The 18,400-nt window shown below is 67.5% G+C and carries 17 protein-coding genes; 9 read left to right on the top strand and 8 right to left on the bottom strand.

Annotated features, from left to right (window positions below):
* Positions 1-237: 237 nt before the first annotated feature.
* The 8 genes from rpmH (at position 238) to J5M86_RS15105 (ending at position 5,584) form a co-directional block, all read left to right on the top strand.
* Complete coding sequence (rpmH, locus tag J5M86_RS15140; protein ID WP_188061366.1) at positions 238-375, top strand: 50S ribosomal protein L34; 138 nt, start codon at positions 238-240, stop codon at positions 373-375.
* A 48-nt stretch (positions 376-423) separates the two neighbouring features.
* Entirely contained in the window at positions 424-762 is a 339-nt protein-coding gene (gene rnpA / locus J5M86_RS15135) for a ribonuclease P protein component (RefSeq protein ID WP_244328391.1), read from the top strand.
* Complete coding sequence (gene yidD / locus J5M86_RS15130; protein WP_244328390.1) at positions 759-1,022, top strand: membrane protein insertion efficiency factor YidD; 264 nt, start codon at positions 759-761, stop codon at positions 1,020-1,022. The genes rnpA and yidD overlap by 4 nt, the downstream gene beginning before the upstream one ends.
* A gap of 22 nt (positions 1,023-1,044) precedes the next feature.
* The gene (gene yidC / locus J5M86_RS15125; protein ID WP_188061364.1) at positions 1,045-2,088 is read left to right on the top strand and encodes a membrane protein insertase YidC; all 1,044 of its coding nucleotides are present in this window, start codon (positions 1,045-1,047) and stop codon (positions 2,086-2,088) included.
* A gap of 79 nt (positions 2,089-2,167) precedes the next feature.
* A complete protein-coding gene (locus J5M86_RS15120; RefSeq protein WP_188061363.1) occupies positions 2,168-2,665 on the top strand; it encodes a R3H domain-containing nucleic acid-binding protein in 498 nt (165 codons plus the stop codon).
* Positions 2,666-2,687: 22 nt separating this feature from the next.
* Positions 2,688-3,437, top strand: a complete 750-nt coding sequence (rsmG, locus tag J5M86_RS15115) for a 16S rRNA (guanine(527)-N(7))-methyltransferase RsmG (protein WP_244328389.1) — start codon at positions 2,688-2,690, stop codon at positions 3,435-3,437.
* 52 nt (positions 3,438-3,489) lie between these two features.
* A complete protein-coding gene (locus tag J5M86_RS15110; RefSeq protein WP_370587362.1) occupies positions 3,490-4,533 on the top strand; it encodes an AAA family ATPase in 1,044 nt (347 codons plus the stop codon).
* Between the two features lie 25 nt (positions 4,534-4,558).
* A complete protein-coding gene (locus tag J5M86_RS15105; RefSeq protein WP_188061361.1) occupies positions 4,559-5,584 on the top strand; it encodes a ParB/RepB/Spo0J family partition protein in 1,026 nt (341 codons plus the stop codon).
* Positions 5,585-5,883: 299 nt separating this feature from the next.
* Here J5M86_RS15105 and trxA read toward each other — a convergent pair whose 3' ends face one another.
* The 7 genes from trxA to J5M86_RS15070 all read right to left on the bottom strand — a co-directional run bounded on the left by trxA (position 5,884) and on the right by J5M86_RS15070 (position 15,696).
* Complete coding sequence (trxA, locus tag J5M86_RS15100) at positions 5,884-6,207, bottom strand: thioredoxin (protein WP_188061360.1); 324 nt, start codon at positions 6,205-6,207, stop codon at positions 5,884-5,886.
* Between the two features lie 61 nt (positions 6,208-6,268).
* Entirely contained in the window at positions 6,269-7,213 is a 945-nt protein-coding gene (trxB, locus tag J5M86_RS15095) for a thioredoxin-disulfide reductase (RefSeq protein ID WP_244328388.1), read from the bottom strand.
* Between the two features lie 105 nt (positions 7,214-7,318).
* Positions 7,319-8,314, bottom strand: coding sequence for a hypothetical protein (locus tag J5M86_RS15090; RefSeq protein WP_188061358.1), 996 nt, complete (start codon positions 8,312-8,314; stop codon positions 7,319-7,321).
* A gap of 244 nt (positions 8,315-8,558) precedes the next feature.
* Positions 8,559-9,119: an RNA polymerase sigma factor SigM gene (sigM, locus tag J5M86_RS15085; protein ID WP_370587361.1), complete on the bottom strand. Its 561-nt coding sequence runs from the start codon at positions 9,117-9,119 to the stop codon at positions 8,559-8,561.
* On the bottom strand, positions 9,116-12,979 hold the full coding sequence (gene murJ / locus J5M86_RS15080) for a murein biosynthesis integral membrane protein MurJ (protein ID WP_188061357.1): 3,864 nt from the start codon (positions 12,977-12,979) through the stop codon (positions 9,116-9,118). The genes sigM and murJ overlap by 4 nt, the downstream gene beginning before the upstream one ends.
* Positions 12,957-15,197: a DUF6049 family protein gene (locus tag J5M86_RS15075; RefSeq protein WP_188061356.1), complete on the bottom strand. Its 2,241-nt coding sequence runs from the start codon at positions 15,195-15,197 to the stop codon at positions 12,957-12,959. Before J5M86_RS15075 ends, murJ begins: the two co-directional genes overlap by 23 nt.
* Positions 15,198-15,216: 19 nt before the next feature.
* On the bottom strand, positions 15,217-15,696 hold the full coding sequence (locus J5M86_RS15070; protein ID WP_188061355.1) for an NUDIX hydrolase: 480 nt from the start codon (positions 15,694-15,696) through the stop codon (positions 15,217-15,219).
* Between the two features lie 152 nt (positions 15,697-15,848).
* Here J5M86_RS15070 and J5M86_RS15065 point away from each other — a divergent pair, with 152 nt between their 5' ends.
* Complete coding sequence (locus J5M86_RS15065; protein ID WP_188061439.1) at positions 15,849-17,309, top strand: CCA tRNA nucleotidyltransferase; 1,461 nt, start codon at positions 15,849-15,851, stop codon at positions 17,307-17,309.
* Positions 17,310-17,403: 94 nt separating this feature from the next.
* Here the strand turns inward: J5M86_RS15065 and J5M86_RS15060 are convergent, their stop codons facing one another.
* Positions 17,404-18,042 carry a hypothetical protein gene (locus tag J5M86_RS15060; protein WP_188061354.1) on the bottom strand — a complete coding sequence of 213 codons (639 nt, stop codon included), beginning with the start codon at positions 18,040-18,042 and terminating at the stop codon, positions 17,404-17,406.
* Between the last annotated feature and the right edge of the window lie 358 nt (positions 18,043-18,400).

The following is an 18,400-nucleotide window of genomic DNA, read 5'->3' as shown; positions in this document are numbered from 1 at the left end:
CACCTGATGGTGGTCGAATAGCCAGTTTCCACCGACCCGGTTGGCCTGGAGTCGTCGGTTTGACCGGGCCCGGCGGCAGCCCTTATTGTGAATGACTGACCTTTGTGTCGTCCCATCATCCGTTGTCCTTGCGATGAGCCGCCGTGCCCACGACGAAACGGCGGTCTGCGAAAGCGGCGACACACCATAAGCCAGCAAGTAATGGGCTTCGGCCCGACCATGTGACGGAGTAACGACGTGAGCAAGCGCACTTTCCAGCCGAACACCCGCCGCCGGGCCAAGACCCACGGCTTCCGCCTGCGTATGCGCACCCGCGCCGGCCGCGCCATCCTGGCCAACCGCCGCGCCAAGGGCCGCGAGAAGCTGTCGGCCTGAGCCGGTCGCTGTTCCGGCTCACCGGTCATGCTGCCGGCAGCGCACCGGATGCGCGCCAGCACCGAGTTCGCTGCCGTCCTGCGGTCGAAAGGCTCAGGACGTGCTGGGAGCAAGCTGCTGGTGGTTCACCTGCGCAAGCCTGACGACTTCGCCGACACGGTGCCCTGCCGTGTCGGCTTCGTCGTGTCCAAGGCAGTGGGCAACTCGGTCGTGCGGCATCGCACCCAGCGTCGGTTACGGCACCTCATGGCCGACCGCGTGATCCAACTACCGGCCGGTGCGCTGGTCGTGGTGCGGGCCCAGCCGGCCGCGTCGGCAGCCAGCAGCGCCGAACTCGGCCGTGAACTCGACCGGTTGATCCCGCGCGCACTGGCCGGTGCGGCGTGACCACCCTCAACCGGGTGCTCGCGTGGCCGCTGGTGGTCCTCGTCCGGATCTACCAGAAGCTGATCTCACCGATTCTGCCCCCGACCTGCCGGTTCACGCCCAGCTGTTCGGCCTACGCCGTGACCGCGCTGCAGCGGTTCGGACCCATCAAGGGGCTCTGGCTGACCATCAAGCGCCTTGGCCGCTGCAACCCGTGGAATGCCGGTGGGGTCGATCACGTCCCCGAACGGCACGGTCCATCCGTAACGCATACTTCATGACATCCGCTGACTGAAGGACATCATGCTCGATACCCTGCTCTTCCCTCTCGAATGGTTCGTCGCCTTCGTCATGGTGGGCTTCCACAAGATCTTCACGGCGATGGGCATGGCCGCCGAGTCGGGCTGGACGTGGGCGCTCTCGATCGCCGGCCTGGTGGTTGTCCTGCGCATCCTGCTGATCCCGCTGTTCGTGCGGCAGATCAAGGCCTCCCGACGACTCCAGCTGATCCAGCCGGAGATGCAGAAGATCCAGAAGAAGTACAAGGGCAAGAAGGATCCGGAGTCCCGTCAGAAGATGACGGAAGAGACGATGGAGCTCTACAAGCGCACGGGCACCAACCCGTTCGCCTCGTGTCTGCCGATCCTGCTGCAGTCGCCATTCTTCTTCGCGCTGTTCCGCGTGCTAAACAACCTCGGCGGCATCGCCTCGGGCCGCCGCGACGAGATCGGCCCTCTCACCAAGAGCGTCGCCAGCCAGGCCGAGCAGTCGACGCTCTTCGGTGCTCGCCTGAGCTCGACCTTCCTCGGCTCCGACCAGATGTCGGTGAAGATCCTCACCGTCGTCCTGATCATCCTGATGTCGGGCACGGTGTTCATCACCCAGCACCAGCTGATGCGCCGCAACATGCCGGCCTCCGCGCTCGACAACCCGATGGCCAAGCAGCAGAAGTACTTGATGTACCTCATGCCGATCTTCTTCGCCATCACCGGCGTCAACTTCCCGATCGGTGTGCTCATCTACTGGGTGGTCACCAACCTGTGGACGATGGGCCAGCAGTTCTACGTGATCCGCCGCATGCCCACCCCCGGTTCGGACGCCGAGAAGGCCCTCGAGGCGCGCCGCCGCGCCAAGGGCAAGGAGATCAAGAAGCTGACCATCCCGGGGCTGTCCTCCTCCGACGATGACGACGCCGCGGACGGCGACGACAACTCGGTCTCGCTGGCGAAGGTGCCGGGCACGCCTGGTCGAACCACCGCCACGGGTTCCCAGGCCGGCAAGAGTTCAGGCCAACGGGTGCAACCGACCGGCAAGAAACGCAGCAAGAACGCCAAACGCAAACGCTGACCCACCTCCCGGGTCCATGCGTCCGATGCAGGCGCCTGCGGATCCGGATCGTTTCCGGCACACAGAAATGCGAGTAGAGATGACTGACGAAAGCACGACCGACAACGTCGTCGACACCCTTGAACGCGAAGGTGAGGTGGCTGCCGACTTCCTGGAGAACCTCCTCGACATCGCCGACATGGACGGCGACATCGACGTCGACGTGGAGGGCGACCGCGCCATGGTGTCGATCGTCGACTCCGACGAGGGACGCGTGCCGCGCCGCCTGGTCGGTAGCGACGGCAAGGTGCTCGACGCGTTGCAGGAGCTGACCCGCCTGGCCGTGCAGGCCGAGACCGGCAACCGCAGCCGGTTGATGCTCGACATCGCCGGGTTCCGGGCCGAGAAGCGCCAGCAGTTGGTGAGCCTGGCGGCCGACGCGGTGACCGAGGTCAAGGAGTCGGGCGAGAAGAAGGCGCTCGACCCGATGACGGCCTTCGAGCGCAAGGTCGTGCACGACGCCGTCCTGGCTGCTGGTCTCAGCTCGGAGTCCGAAGGCGCCGAGCCCCGCCGCTACGTCGTGGTGCTGCCGGCCTGAGTCGCCAGCACACAGGATCCACGTGAAACCACGCGACACCTCCGAGCCTCTGCCGCCGCCGCCCGCGGCGGCTGAGGCCTATCTGGGCGACCAGTTGGGGCTGATGACAGCTTTCGGTGATCACCTCGCCGACACCGGTGTGTCGCACGGACTCATCGGTCCGCGGGAGGTGCCGCGCCTGTGGGATCGCCATATCCTCAACTGCGCGGTGGTCACCGAACTCCTCGCACCCGAGGAGCGGGTGGCGGACGTCGGCTCCGGTGCCGGCCTACCCGGCTTGGTGATCGCCATCGCGCGTCCGGATCTGCACGTCACGCTCATCGAGCCGCTGCTACGCCGGGTCACCTGGCTGGAAAATGTCTGTGACGACCTCCACCTGAGCAACGTCACGGTCGTTCGTTCGCGCGCCGAGCAGTGCACCGACATCGAGGTCGACGTCGTGACCTCGCGAGCGGTGGCACGCCTGGACACACTGTCGGGCTGGTCGCTGCCGCTGCTGCGCGCGGGCGGCCGCATGCTCGCTCTCAAGGGCAGTTCGGCTCAGGAAGAAGTGGACGAGGCGCGTGCCGATCTGGAAGCCCTCGGTGGGCGCCGCATCGAGGTGTTGTCGGTGGGTGCCGGTGTCGTCGACCCCCCGACGGCGATCGTGCGGGTCGAGATCGATGAGCGTGTTGCCCGCACCTCGCCCAAGAAGAAGAAGAATGGGTCGTCACCCTCTCGACGCGCTGCCCGTCGTAAACGTCAACAACGCAACGAGAACCGGAGGAAGTGACGAAATGATCGGATCGACCTCAACGACTCCGACTGGCTGGCAGGGTGCGCCCGTGCCCGTCTCACCCACGCCCATCGGATGGCAGGCCCCCGTCGTCACCGACGACGTGACCTGCGTGCCTGCTCCCGCACCAGCGCACGCCGTTCCACGTGAAACCGATGATTCTGCTGCCGCTGTCGCCGACGGCACTGAAACTCCAGAAGACGCTGCAGACGAAGATCATCCGGCCGACTCCCCCATCCTGGCTGCGCTGACCGAGGAATCGCAGCGACGTGTCCGGGTGCTCGCAGCTGATGTCGAGCGTCCTTCGTCAACGCGCATCATGACGGTCGCCAACCAGAAGGGTGGAGTCGGCAAGACCACCACGACGGTCAACATCGCCGCCGCCCTGGCCCAGAAGGGACTGCGCGTACTCGTCATCGACATCGACCCGCAGGGCAACGCCAGCACAGCCCTCGGCATCGACCATCACTCCGAAGTGCCGAGCATCTACGACGTCGTGGTTGACGGCGATGACCTCGCCGACGTGATCCAGCCGTGTCCGGACGTCGCCAACCTGTGGTGTGCTCCCGCCACCATCGACCTCGCTGGCGCCGAGATCGAACTCGTCTCCCTGGTGGCCCGCGAAAGCCGTCTGAAGAACGCGATCGAGCGCCAGTTGGAGTCGATGAGCGACGAAGACCGATTCGACTACATCCTGATCGACTGCCCGCCCAGCCTGGGCCTGCTGACCGTCAACGCATTCGTCGCCGCGACCGAGGTGTTCATCCCGATCCAGTGCGAGTACTACGCGCTCGAAGGTGTGTCGCAGCTGCTCAACAACATCGAACTCATCCGCAAACACCTCAACCCCGTGCTGTCGGTGAGCACGATCCTGCTGACGATGTACGACGCTCGCACCAGGCTGTCGGCACAGGTTGCTGCCGAAGTGCGGCAGCACTTCCCCGAGCAGGTGCTCAAGACGCGCATCCCCCGATCGGTGCGCATTTCAGAGGCGCCGAGCTTCGGCCAGACGGTCATCACCTACGACCCGTCGTCCTCGGGCTCGTTGTCCTATCTGGAGGCTGCGACCGAACTGGCCCGCGCCAGAGTCTGATTCGCCCGCCCAGTAATCTGGCGGGATGAACGACAAGCGGCAGCGCGGACTCGGCCGGGGCCTCGGTGCCCTCATTCCCACCAGCGACGGCACCTCGACGGCAGCGCGCCCAAGTGACGTCTTTTACGGGTCTGGCACGTCTGGTTTCACGGGAAACAACGCGAGTTCGGACGAAGGTTTCACGGGAAACAGCGACCGGCACGATGCTGGCGACGGCGGTTCCGGGTTGAAGCGGGTGCCCGGCGCCTCCTTCGCCGAAATCCCGCTCACTGCCATTCGCCCCAACCCGCGGCAGCCGCGCTCGGTCTTCGACGAGGACGACCTGGCCGAGCTCACGCACAGCATCCGCGAGATCGGCGTGCTGCAACCGATCGTCGTGCGCGCACTCCCCGAACCCGAAGGTACGGTCACGCACGAACTCATCATGGGTGAGCGCCGACTGCGCGCGAGCAAAGCAGCCGGCAAGGAGTCGGTGCCGGCCATCGTGCGCAGCACCACGGACGACGACATGCTGCGCGACGCACTGCTGGAGAATCTCCACCGCAGCCAGCTCAATGCTCTCGAAGAGGCCGCTGCCTATCAGCAATTGCTCGACGACTTCGCCTGCACCCACGACGAACTCGCCAGCCGCATCGGTCGCTCACGACCACAGATCTCCAACACCATCCGACTGTTGAAGCTGCCTCCCCTGGTCGCCCGCCGGGTGGCCGCCGGAGTGCTTTCGGCCGGTCACGCCCGTGCGCTCCTCGGTCTACCGGACGCCGCAGCCATGGAACGCCTGGCCCAGCGCATCGTTGCTGAAGGCTTGTCGGTGCGCAGCACCGAGGAAATCGTTGCCCTGGGCGGCGACCTGGAGAAGCCGCGCCGTGCATCGTCCAGCAAGCAGTCGGTGCCGGAGTACGACGATCTTGCTGCGGGTCTTGCCGATCGTCTTGACACCCGGGTGACCGTCACGTCGGGACGCGGCGGTCGGGGCAAGCTCACCGTCGAGTTCGCGGGCTCGGACGACCTGCACCGCATCCTCGACGCTCTGGGCGTCCGCGCAAGCTGACGCGAGGAGCCGTGGCCTGGGGCATGGGTTCACGTGAAACGTCGCCGGGTTTCGACGCGGCCACCCTCGTTCCTCGGGTGCCTGGCTCAACCGGCAAGGTTTCTGGTCGAGCCACTACCGGCGGTTGAGCGCTCGCGAGGGATGAGCGAGCTGTCGAAACCCCGGCCCGGACAGCAGAGTGGCTGAAGCGCCGGTGCCTGGGATCACGTGAAGCTTCGGTGCACGCCAAAGGGAGATCGCTCAATGAAAAACGGCCGCCCTCTGTTTCCAGAGGGCGGCCGTGCTTCGTCAGGTGAGTCTCAGCCGATGAAGGGCTCAAGCTCCTTGATGATCTTCGGCTTCGGGAGGGCGCCGACGAGGGTCTTGACGACCTCGCCACCGACGTAGACGTTCATCGTCGGGATGCCGGTGATGCCGTACTTCGCCGACACCTTCGGGTTTTCGTCGGTGTTGAGCTTCACGATCTCGATCGCGTCGTGCGACGTGGCGATCTCCTCGAGGATCGGAGCGACCTGGCGGCACGGGCCACACCAGGGCGCCCAGAAGTCCACCAGGACCGGCTTGTCGTTCTTCAGGACGTCGGCCTCGAAGGTCGCGTCGCTGGTCTCCTTGATGGCACCCATGCGGTGACTCCTGTTCGTGATTGCTTGTGAATTACGTTGTGGTCAAAGGTGATTCAGTAAATCAGTGGCCGACTTTGTCGGCGAGGTAGCGCTCGGCATCCAGCGACGCAGCGCAACCAGAACCGGCCGCGGTGATCGCCTGGCGGTAGGTGTGGTCGACCAGGTCGCCGCAGGCGAAGACACCCGGCAGGTTGGTCGCGGTCGAGCGTCCCTGCACGAGCACATAGCCTTCACCGTCGAGGTCGACCTGCCCGACGACGAGTTCACTGCGCGGGATGTGACCGATGGCGATGAAGACACCTTCGACGTCCAGGGTGCTCTCCGCGCCGGTGACGGTGTCGCGCAGCTTCAGTCGCTCGACCTTCGGGTCACCCTGGATGCCGACGACTTCGCTGTTCCACTTGAACGTGATCTTGTCGTTGGCCAGTGCACGGTCGGCCATGATCTTCGAGGCGCGCAACTCGTCGCGGCGGTGGATCACCGTCACGCTCTTGCCGAAACGCGTCAGGAAGGTGGCCTCCTCGATCGCGGAGTCGCCGCCGCCGATGACCGCGATGTCCTTCTCGCGGAAGAACGCGCCGTCACACGTCGCACACCACGACACACCGTGGCCGGAGAGGCGCTTTTCGTCCTCAAGGCCGAGTTCGCGGTACGCCGAGCCCATCGCCAGGACGACGGCGTGCGCCTTGTGGACGTTGCCCTCACCGTCGGTGACGGTCTTGATGTCGCCGGTGAGCTCCATCGCGGTGATGTCGTCACGCACGAGCTCGGCGCCGAAGCGCTCGGCCTGGGCACGCATCTGCTCCATGAGGTCGGGCCCCATGATTCCGCCTGCGAATCCGGGGAAGTTCTCGACGTCCGTGGTGTTCATCAGTGCGCCGCCGGCGGTCACCGAGCCTTCGAAAACCAGGGGTTCGAGGTTGGCGCGCGCCGCGTAGACGGCCGCGGTGTACCCGGCAGGTCCGGACCCGACGATGATGAGGTTGCGCACCAGGTCGTTGCTCACGGAAGTTTGTCCCCTACTCGGTTCGAATGGCTCAGGCGTTGTGCTCAACCGATCGTAGGTGGCAAACATTCCGAGTGCCGCATCCGGTCGGTGCGGCCTCTCGACTCAGACCTGGGTCGGGCCGGCGACCGGTGACTGGCTCTGGTCGCAGTTGCGGTTGAGCACCCAACCGGTGGAGGTGGTGCCCTTGGTGACCACGACAACCAGTGCTGGCTTGCCTTCGTACTTGGCGATGTCGACGGTGATCCGGGAGGAGTCGTCCAGCACGCCCTGCCCGATGGCGGCAGCGCACTGCAGCGCGCCCTGGGGCGTGGCGACCGAGCCGAGCTTGGCGGCATCCGCGGTGGAGATGCCGCTGCTGGCGTCGGAGCGGGCCAGCGCACCGGCGTCCTGCACGAAGCTGGCGGCGGTGTAGTTGCGGTCGCTGCTGGTGACGTGCACCTTCGAGGCGACATCGGGGTTGACGCTGCTGCTGGACGCAGGGCCGGCGTTGTTCACGCCGGGGGCCGACGGCTGCATCGCCTGGTAGCCACCGACGGCGACGACTCCGGCCACCGCTGCTGCGGCCGCGAGGCTGGTGAGGCGCAGGACGCCGCGCCGGCCGCCGGAACCCTCCCGCGACGTACGCGAAGTGGACGACGAACGGCTGGCGAAGGCCGCGACATTGTCGGGACGCTCGCCGCGTTGACTCTGCTCGAGTGCGAGTGCGTGCTCCACCTTCTCGAAGACCGGTTGCGGCATCGGGCCGGGCTCGGGCAGTCCACGCAGCAGGTCACGCATTCCGGTGGGATCGTGATCGGCCTGGGCCTTACGCTCGAGGTCGAGGGCCACGGTGATGCGCTTGGCCACGAAGTCGGGCATCGGCCCGGGGCTGGGCTGGGAGGCCAGCAGTTCGCGGATGTCTGCGTGGGCGTCCTCGTCGGAAGACGTCGAAGTGGTCGGGGTCGACCTCGCGCCTGAACGCTCGGCAGCCAGTGCCTGTTCGATGCGGTCGGAGACGGCAGCACGCATTGGGCCGGGTTCAGGCAGCCCACGCAGCAGTTCGCGGACGCCATGTGGGTCGTCCTCGAACGCAGCGTCAAGCCCCTGAGGTGGCTTCATGCTCACGTCGATCCTCCGATTCGCTGTCCACAGCCCGTCGGTTGCGACGCCCGCGTAAGTGCGAGCGCCGGATGTGCTCCGGGTCTGTCAGTTGTGCGACGTGCCCGAGGGGTCCACTGGTTCCACGAATCGACCAAAAATATTCGCGAGGGTCCAGCGGCATCGATCGAGCCTGTCATCCACGTAGTAGACGGCGCAACCATCACCGGCGGTTCCTCGCCGATCGCCACGTGTGAGCGAGGCCTCAGCGGCGGTAGCCGTCCCCGTGCTTGTCGACCAGTAGTTCGGCCAGCGCCGCGCGTCCGCGGGCACACCGCGACTTGATGGTGCCCTCGGCGACCTCCAGCACCTCGGCCGCCTCCGCCACGGACAGGCCCTGCATGTCGACCAGCGTCAGCGCCAGGCGCTGCGCCTCGGGGATGCGTGCCAGGGCTTCTTGGACGTCGAGGCGCACGACGGTGCTGGCGTGCTCGTCGCGGCGATCGGCCAGTTCGTACTCCGGCAGCTCGCTCGTGGGCTTGGCGCGACGCAACCGGTCGAGGCAGGCGTTGACGATGATGCGGTGCAACCAGGTGGTCACCTGCGAGTCGCCACGGAACGAATCTGCGCGCCGGAAGGCGGAGATGAAACCGTCCTGGACGGCGTCCGCAGCCAGTTCGGGGTCGCGACAGGTGCGTACGGCCACTGCCCACATGCGGTCCTTGTGCCGCTTGAACAGTTCACCGAACGCGTCGGGCTCTCCCGCGCAATGGGCCGCGAGCAGGTCACGGTCCGTACGCTGCGCGAGATCGTCCAAGTGCGTCACGACAGCACCTCCACCTCTGCAATTTTCTGGCGATAGCCGCCCAGGTTGCCCTTCGACAGCTGTGTCACCCAAAGGATGACGTATCGGCCGGTCGCGGGGGCCTTTGCGGTGACGGTCTGTTCGCCCGACTGCTGCACCATTTCGCCGAAGGGCGTGGCGCCTTCGATGGTCTTGTCGTCGGTGACGAAGACCTGGATGGTCGAGGGGTTGCCGGCCGAGTTGATCTTCACCGAGCCGACCTGGGTCGACTTGCCGAGGTCGAGCAGCAGCCCGGAGCCCTTCTTGCGTCCGCCCATGTAGTCGGCGCGGCCGTAGATGTGGGTCATCCACATCGTGTTCGGGTTGCCGTCGATGGCGCGCGGGGCCCAGTCGGTGTGCTCGTCGCCGTCGCCCTGCGGGTCGAAGCTGACGATCGAGGCGACCGGCAGTTTCTGGCCGGGTGCGACCGTCGAAGAGCTCGGGGACGCCGTGCTGCCGGACGGCGTGCTGCTGGGGTCGCCCGCCTGGGTCGCCACCGTGCTGCGCGACGTGCCTGAGTCGGTGCCGCCGCCAGTGAACAGCCCCCGCAGCCCGATGATGCCGAGCACGAGCGCCGCCACCAGGAAGGCCGCGACGATGGCCAGCGCGAGTTTGCTGGTGTCGGAGTCGGGGTCTTCGCTACCGGCGCTCATGCGGGGCAGCGGGGGCTCCAACTCTGAGAAGGACGGGTCGTAGTCGTCGCGACGGCGGGGCGCCGAAGGGGCGGCCGTGGCGTCGAAGGTCTGGGTGGCGTCCGGGTCGCTGGGCGGCGGCGCCGGGATGTGTTCGGTGGCGTCGGGGTCGACGTCACCAGGCTCGTCATCACCGCGAAGCGAGGCTGCAGTGGCCACACCGGCTGGCCCTGCGGCTGCTGCCGCAGCTGCGGTGCCGCCGAGGTCATCGGTCTTGCTACCGGGCTTCTCCGGCGTGGGTGGGGCGTCGGCAGCCACCTGCTCGGGCGACCACGGCGCCAACTGCGCGGCGAGTTCGCCGGGGGTGCGCGGGCCGGCGTCCTCGTTGAGCACGGCGTGACACAAGGAGCTGAGGTCGCCGGGGGCGTTTCGGCGCAGCGAACTCACCGGCGAGACATTGCCCGCGGCATCGCGTGCGGCTGGTTCGACACCGGGTACGTCCTGCTCGCCGGCCCAACGACCGGTGAGTGCGGCGTAGAGCACGGCGGTCAGCGCGCGGGCGTCGGCGCGGGAGGCCTCGGCCGAGCTGAGGTCATCGGTGCCGGCGAGTGCGGCATCGGTGGCCACACCCTGCACGTACACCGAGCCGTCCTGGCCGCGGACGATCTCGTGCGGGGTGAGTGCGAGGTGGTGCAGGCCCCGGGCGGCGGCGGCGTGCAGCGCACTGGCTGCTTCACCGACCATGCGGCGGGCCTCCTCGGCCGGCAACCTGTCGAACTGCAGCATCGAGGCGATCGATTCGGCGCCGGTCAACTGCTCGTGGATCACATAGGAGGCGTCGTCCTGGGTGCCGACATCGAGCACGCGCGGCAGGTGGCGGTCTTCCACGGCGGCGGCGCGGCGGGCGGAGTCGAGCGCGGCGGCGGCGTGGGTCGCGGACGTCGGGAAGACCGTCGCCGTGACGTCACGGCTGAGGGTCTCGTCGGTGGCCTGCCAGACCTGCTTGTCGTCGGTGGAGGCGATCAATTGCCGCAGCAGATAGCGGCCGGCCAGCTCGTGGCCGCTCTCGATGCCCTGCACGAATGGTTCTCCCTCGGTTGTGGTCGGCGCTGGTCCGACGGTCTCGGGCGCCGATGCCTCCTCATCTGCACCGGGCGCAAGTCTAGGGTTTTGCGTCGAATCGTCCGGGACCCGCCGGGATTCGGGAGCGGCGTCCGGCGTGGCGGGCATCGTCACCGCGCGGCGCGACTGGGGTAGACGCACCCGCAACGGGATGGGCGCGGTGTCGGCCAGGACGCCTTCGCCGAGGCTGGGCACAGCCATGGTGTGGTCGGCATCCCAGAAGTCGAAAGCAGGCGGCGCGGTGTGCGCATGGCCCGGAAGCGGAGCCACCGCACGCACGGCGTCCGCGCTCTCGCAGGAGTCGCCGGTCGCCAGTTCGCCGGGTTCGGCCACGCCGAAAGACGGGATGTCGGGAAAGTCCAGTGGCTCGGGTTCACGTGAAACCTCGGCCCGCGAAGCGTCCGGAGCGGCGCCGGCGACAGGCTGCGCCGATGCAGCAGGTGCAGCAGGTGCTGCGGCCTTGCGCCGTCCGCCGGGCAGGCGCGAGAGCACGGGATTGAGCAGCTGGGTGATTTCCTGCACGCCCAGGCGGCGGGCCACAAGCATGTAGACGATCAGGAAGGGCACGCCGGCGGCGACCGTGATCACCATGTTGACCAGGCGTCCGGTGTCGCCGATCACCGATTGCAGTCCGAAGCGGATGGCTGCCGCGAAGATTGTGGCCACCAGGGCAGCCACGCCGAGCTGCACGTAACCGAGGGCGGCGCTGCGCACCGGAATGTGCCCGATCCGGCGGCGCAGGAGATACCACCCGAGCGCACCGTCGGCGATGTAGCTCATGGACGCCGCGAAACCGACGCCCGGACCGATCCAGCGCGGCGGCAGGATGAGCGCGCCGAGGGTGAGCACCACCGCGACGACGGTGCAGGCCACCTGCATCCAGAAGGGCGTCTTGGCGTCGGAGTAGGCGTAGAAGACGCGCTGCACCAGCACGCAGATGGTGAACGGCACCAGGCCGATCATCAGCGCGATCGTCATGTCGCCGATGGCCGGGCCGCTGACCTCGCCGAACATCGCCTTCGACACCGGGTGGGCGAGCGCGAAGGCACCGATCGTCACGCCGACGCTGGCGAGGCCCGACAGGCGAAGACCGGTGTCGAGGTCGGCCTTGACGTCGTCCGTGCGGCCGTCTGCAGCCGCGTGCGATAGGCGGGTGTAGAGCGCGGTGACCAGGCTGATCGTGACGATCGAGTGCGGCAGCATGAACAGCAGGAAGGCGTTCTGCTGCGCGAGTGTGCCGCCGTAGCCGGAGGGCACGGCGTTGAGCACGTTGGTGGTGACGATGAGCCCGAGCTGCTGCACGATCACCGCTGCGAAGGCCCAGATCGCCACGGTGGACGCGGTGCGTAGGCCGACGCCGCGGAAGCGGAAGTTGGGCCGGAAGGTGTAGCCGGCCCTGCGCAGCGGGATGATCAGGACGAGCGCCTGGGCCACGATGCCGAGGGTGGCGCTACCTGCCAGGACGGCGACCATCTTCCAGGTCCACCGGTCAGGGTCGGCGACCTCGGCCGGGGTGGTGCCCAACCAGAACCAGATGAGACCGGCGATGGAGACCACATTGGCCAGCACCGGCGACCACATGAAAGCGCCGAACCGTCCGCGCGCGTTGAGTGCTTCACCCAGCAGCGTGTAGATGCCGTAGAAAAGGATCTGCGGCAGACAGATGTAGGTGAACGCGATACCGAGCGTGGTCGGCGTGGCGCCCGAGACGTCCAGCGTGAAGTACGCCAGCGGGGCGGCGATGGTGAAGACGATCGTGACGATCAGCAGAATCGACATCGCCAGCGTCAGCAGCCGGTCGGTGTAGCCCTTGCCGCCGTCCTCCTGCTTCAGTGCGCGCGCCATCTGCGGCACGAGCACGGCGTTCAGTACACCGCCCGCGAGCAGGATGAACACCATGTTGGGCAGGGTGTTGGCGGTGGCGAAGGCGTTACCGACGCCGGTGGTCGCACCCAGGATCGTGGTGAGCAGGATCGTGCGCACCAGCCCGAGCACGCGGGACACCATCGTCCCGGCGGCCATCACCGCACTCGACCGCAGGATGGAAGAGCGTCCGGAGGGAGCCTCAGTGCTCGCGGTGGTCGTCATCGAGTGGTGATGCCTTCGGTTCGGGGATCTCTTCGCCGTCGTCTGGTGACTTCGGCGTGGAGCGTCCGGCGTCGACGATCGCGTCGGGCGCGGTGGCCTCGGTGCTGGTGGGGTCGAGCGTGCTGCGGCGCGGACCGCGGCGCAGGCTGCGCCACAGGCCGATCACCAGCACCAGCCCGCCCACGATACCCAGCACCCAGTAGATCCACGTGGACGTCGGGCGCACGTTGATCTTGAGCTGCGTCACGCTGCCCGGTTCGCCGAGGGGCGCGCCGGACGGTGCGCTCAGGGACGCGTCGACCGTCACCTGGCCCGGTGCGATGGCCACAACCTCGGTGCGGACGTTGCTGCGCGCATTGGCTCGCATGTCGATCGGCTCGGGTTGCGTAGGCACCCGCAGGACGTATTTGCGCGGCTGCAGCTTGAGGGTCACCCCGCGCACGGCTCGGTTGAGGTCGTTGACGACGGTGACCGAGAGGCGTCCGGAGTCGGCGAAGAAGTTGACGGTTGCCGGGTTGACCGCCACCTTGCCGACCATTTCGCGCAGGGTGTCGGTCTGCGCGGTGCTGACGGTGAAGAGTTCGGTGCCGGCGCCGCGCCAGCGGGTGGAGACGACGACGTCCAGTGCTTGTTCGCGGGCACGCACCCAGTCGGCCGAATCGACGAGCACGCTGCCGAGGGTGGTCACTCGCTCGCGTTGCCGGGTGAGGGTGGTGACCAGTTCCTTGGTGAGCGGGCTGGCCGGCTCGGTCGGGAAGGGCGTCCCGCCGCCCGGCTTTGGGAGCAGCGCACTGACCTCGGCCTTCGGCACGGAGTCGGCGAGGTCCTTGCCAGTGGCGTCGGCGGTCCAGGTGGCGGTGCGGATCGACTTCATCGTGGCGGCCAAGGCCTGCGGGGATGCAGTGCTCTGTCGCGGGATGACGACAGTCGCGCTGCGATCGGTGCCGGGCGACTGCTGGTAGATCGCGATCGACTCGGCGAGGAAGCGCGATGCCTGCAGACCGGGGTCGGCGGTCGCTTCGGCAAGGATCGAGCTCAGAGCTTCGTGGTAGAGCACGACGCCGCCCACGCCGGGCGCGCGGCGCACCGAGTTGCGCAACGCGGTGCCGTCGTCGGTGACGGCTCGCCGCGGCAGCATCGTCAGCGGAGCGGGTTGTCCGGCGCCGCTCCAGACCTTGCTGATCTGCGCGGCCTGGGTGGCGGTGAGGTCGCCGGACGGCCACACCACGCGGGTGTTGCTGAGCGAGCGCAGGTTGGCCGGTAGTCCGCGTGCCACGACGCGCTTGAGCAGGCCGGCGTCACGGCTGATGAGCGAACTGACGTCCGGATCATCATGCGCGGTCCACCAGATCGCCTGGTCTGGATTCAGTGATGCCAGGCGGGCGCGCACGAGGGCGGCGAGGGTGGTCGGGGTGTCGGAGGGCACCGTTTCTGCCGACTGCGGACTCTGCGGATCGTCGAGCTGCTCGGCGGGCACGTTGGGGTCAGCCGCGAGCGCCGGTTGCAGCAGTGCGGGGTCGATCACCCAGGTGACCGGCTGGTCGGCCAGAGCGGTGAGCAGCTGGTCGATCCGTGAGCCCGGACCGATCGCACGCACCCACGCGGCGTCGCGGGCAGCCCCGGACGGCCCGAAGAGCGCCGCATCTGCCGGAAGGGTCAGGGGCACCACCCAGCCGATCCGGATCGGACTCGTCGCGCCCTCCTGCTGCATCTGCAAGGACGTCCGCACCGCACCGCGGGTGGCGGCGTCCGTGCGGTTCTTGCCCTCGGTGGCGGTGAGTGTCATCGGTAGCGCCGCCAGGGCGTAGCGCCACGGCAGTTTCTGCGCCGGCAGCGTGACGGTGAACGAACGGGTCTCCCCAGCCGCGACCGTCCCGAGGTCGGCCGTGGCGATCACCGGCTGGCTGAGGTCGGCGCGTCCGGAGTACCACGTGCGCACCGCGCCAGGGGTGTCGAGCAGCGCGCCGGTCAGCGCGACGTGCAGGGTCGCGGCGGCGACGGCTTTGGTGCCGCCGTTACGCACCGTCCCGCGCAGTTGGACGTCGGTGTCATCGGTGACGATCGCGGGGGTGCCGGCGTCCAGCCCGATGCTCAGGTCGTCCGTGACCGCTTGCGTGGCCTGGGCCGTCGGCGGGGAGACGAGCCCGAGAGTGAGCAGGCAGAAGAGGACGAGCAGGGACAACGTCCGCGCTCGCCGCTGCTGCGTGGTGGCCTGCACGGTCTCCGTTCGCGGTGTGTCAGCCGGCCAGGCGGCGCCAGGCCATGTGGGCTATGCGGCGCTCGTTGGCGAAGGTGAGTCTGTGCTCGACCTCGTCCAGTCGGAACCACGCCGCGTCGACGGCCTCGCGATCCGGGTCATTCTCGACGGTGATCTCGCCTCCGAGTGCTTCCAGAAGATAGTGATGCACTCGCTTGTGGATCCGAAATCGGGGCGTGCTGAACCAGTAGTCGATGGTGCCGAGAGTGACCAGCGCCCGTCCGTGAATGCCGGTCTCCTCGGCCACCTCACGCACGGCGGTCTCGACCAAGGTCTCGCCCGCCTCGACGTGACCCTTGGGCAGACACCACTCCAAGCGTCCGGCTCGGTTGTAGCGGGCGATCAGAGCCAACCAGGCTGCACCCGAACGAACATCGATGACTACTCCACCGGCAGACGTCTCCTCCAACGACGGCAGTCGCCGCTGCGGGCGACTGGCTCGAGGAATTTGGAGAGTCATCCACTCACCATAACCAGGCGTTGTGAAAGATTCGAGGAGTTGAGCCAGTTCGTCATCTTCCCTGCGCTGTCGCGAGCGGCGAAGGTCGGTGGCCGCGCAGGGCCTAACCTTTGAGCGTGCCTGACCAGTCCAACTCTTCCCCTGCCCAGTCGATGCGTGCGCTGCAGCAGCGCGCCGTCGCCCAGTTGGCTCCGCAGCTTCGGGTGCTCACCGAGTTGGGCGAGATCTTCACCTGCGCCGGGCACGAGTTGGCCCTGGTCGGCGGCCCGGTGCGGGACGCGTTCCTGGGCCGATCGAGCGAGGACATCGACCTCACGACGTCCGCCTCACCCGAGCAGACCGAGGCGCTGCTGAAGCCGTGGGCCTCGACCACCTGGGACATCGGACGTGCTTTCGGCACCATCGGCGCGCAGCAGGGTGAGTGGAAGGTGGAGATCACCTCCTACCGGGCCGACGCGTACGACGGCATCACCCGCAAGCCGGTCGTTGCTTTCGGCGACAACCTGAACGACGACCTGCGCCGCCGTGACTTCACCGTCAACGCGATGGCCATGCGGCTTCCGACGATGGAGTTCGTCGATCCGTACGACGGGCTCGGCGCGCTGGCCCGCAAGGAGCTGGTGACCCCCGCCCCGGCCGAGGTGTCGTTCGGGGACGATCCGCTGCGGATGATGCGGGCGGCGCGTTTCGTGGCGCAGTTGGGCTTCACCGCGTCCCCCGATGTCGTGCAGGCGATGACTGAGCGCGCGTCCACCTTGTCGATCGTGTCGCCCGAGCGGGTGCACGACGAACTGGTGAAGCTGATGCTCGCGCCCGACCCGCGCGCCGGTCTCGAACTGCTCGTGCAGACCGGTATTGCGCAGTTGGTGCTGCCCGAACTTCCGGCGTTGAAGCTGGAGATCGACGAACACCACCGCCACAAGGACGTCTTCGAGCACTCCCTGACCGTGCTCGAACGCGCGATGGCCCTCGAAGGGCCGCGCGAGGTGCCCGGCCTCGAATCGCCCGACCTGGTGCAGGGGCCCGATCTCGTCCTGCGCCTGGCTGCGCTGCTGCACGACATCGGCAAGCCGGCCACTCGGCGGTTTGAGTCCGGCGGCGGGGTGTCTTTCCACCACCACGAGATGGTCGGCGCGAAGCTGGTGCGCAAGCGGCTGCGTGAGTTGAAGTTCGACAAGGAGACCATCAAGGCGGTCTCGCGGTTGACCGAACTGCACCTGCGCTTCCACGGTTACGGCGGCGGCGAGTGGACCGACTCCGCCGTGCGCCGATATGTCACGGACGCCGGGCCGCTGCTCTCGCGGCTGCACCTGCTCACCCGCTCCGACTGCACTACCCGCAACCGCCGTAAGGCTGCGACGCTCGCCGCCACCTACGACGACCTCGAGCGGCGCATCGCGGCGCTCATGGCGGCCGAAGAGTTGGGCAAGGTGCGTCCGGAGCTCGACGGCAACCAGATCGGCGAGATTCTCGGCATCAAGCCCGGGCCGGTGCTCGGGCGGGCCTACAAGCACCTGCTGGCCTACCGGTTGGACGCCGGCCCGGTGGGTGAGGATGCCGCCCGCGAGGAGCTGTTGCGGTGGTGGGCGGAGCAGCCGGAGTCGTCCGCGTAGGTCGGGTTCGCCGGTGGTGCCTGGGGCCGTGAACCTACTGATTAACCGTCAACCTACTGGCTGTACTCAGTAGGTTCACCGATAGGAAGTAGGTTCACGCGACCCAAGACAGCTGGGACGTCGTCCGCAAGCCTTTCGCCTGAAGCTTCCTACAGAGCCCGTCGCGGTGGTAAGCGTCGTTCCACCCCCACCGGACCATGTCGGACATCAGCCTGACGCGGTCTTCGCGCTGTTTCTCCGACCAGATCGCCTGCACTGGGTCGGCGGCGAAATCCGAGCCATACTTCATTCGTCCGTCGCACTCTCCAATGAGACCGTCCCATCCGAAGTCGCCGCGTCCAAACATTCCGTCGTCGTCTACGAGAGGCACCTGCAGTTGTGGACGCGGGAAGCCTTCTTCAAACATGACTGCTCGACTGAGTGATTCCAGCGGCGACTCGGCGAGGCCGTCGGCGAGATCAACTACAAGGCCCGCCATCTGACGCCCCCGGAAGCCTGGCGGAAGGGTGCGCGCGATCCGCTCCAGCGCCTCTCGATTGGTGAGCTTGAGATTCAGCGCTGCGTCCGCTGTCGCCAGGCTCTGGATAAGCGGCCGAATGCGGGCCAGGTCGATGACCGTCCGCGCCACGCTGGTTACCAGAAACCTGCCGAGCGCCACCGGTTCGGGCGGGTCGAATGTTTCGTGCACCTGAATGCCGCTTTGGCTGCTGCGTGGCTTGTCCCGCATCGTCACGTGGACCCGCGTGGGCCAGCGCCCGATGACCGGCAGTCCCCAGAGCGCTGCGGCAGACCAATGGGAAAGGACGCCTGCTGGTTCGCGCCATTGCGGCACTGCGGCGTGGACGAGCAAAGCGTGGCGAGCCCGGGCGTCCAGTTCATCCCAGAGCTGTCGGGGGTAGTAAGCGCCGCGACAGACACGCACCCATGACGGCCGGCCGTCCGCCTCTCGTTGCGAGGCGTTGAACGGCCCTCGATGGTGCTGTCCGACGTAGACGATCCGATGTGGGTTTTCAGGTGTGGTCATCGCAGGACCGTGCCATCTCGATGCTTGATGTAGACGTTCTCCACAGGCCCTGGTCGTGAACCTACTG

This window comes from Yimella sp. cx-51 (assembly GCF_017654605.1).
GTDB lineage: Bacteria > Actinomycetota > Actinomycetes > Actinomycetales > Dermatophilaceae > Yimella.
This window is presented reverse-complemented; position numbering and strand designations above follow the sequence as displayed.

Coding starts and splice junctions, on each gene's coding strand:
- J5M86_RS15065 (WP_188061439.1), top strand. CDS start 15,849: ATGCGTGCGCTGCAGCAGCGCGCCGTCGCCCAGTTGGCTCCGCAGCTT.
- trxA (WP_188061360.1), bottom strand. CDS start 6,207: ATGGGTGCCATCAAGGAGACCAGCGACGCGACCTTCGAGGCCGACGTC.
- murJ (WP_188061357.1), bottom strand. CDS start 12,979: ATGACGACCACCGCGAGCACTGAGGCTCCCTCCGGACGCTCTTCCATC.
- rnpA (WP_244328391.1), top strand. CDS start 424: ATGCGCGCCAGCACCGAGTTCGCTGCCGTCCTGCGGTCGAAAGGCTCA.
- J5M86_RS15120 (WP_188061363.1), top strand. CDS start 2,168: ATGACTGACGAAAGCACGACCGACAACGTCGTCGACACCCTTGAACGC.
- J5M86_RS15105 (WP_188061361.1), top strand. CDS start 4,559: ATGAACGACAAGCGGCAGCGCGGACTCGGCCGGGGCCTCGGTGCCCTC.
- J5M86_RS15090 (WP_188061358.1), bottom strand. CDS start 8,314: ATGAAGCCACCTCAGGGGCTTGACGCTGCGTTCGAGGACGACCCACAT.
- J5M86_RS15070 (WP_188061355.1), bottom strand. CDS start 15,696: ATGACTCTCCAAATTCCTCGAGCCAGTCGCCCGCAGCGGCGACTGCCG.
- yidC (WP_188061364.1), top strand. CDS start 1,045: ATGCTCGATACCCTGCTCTTCCCTCTCGAATGGTTCGTCGCCTTCGTC.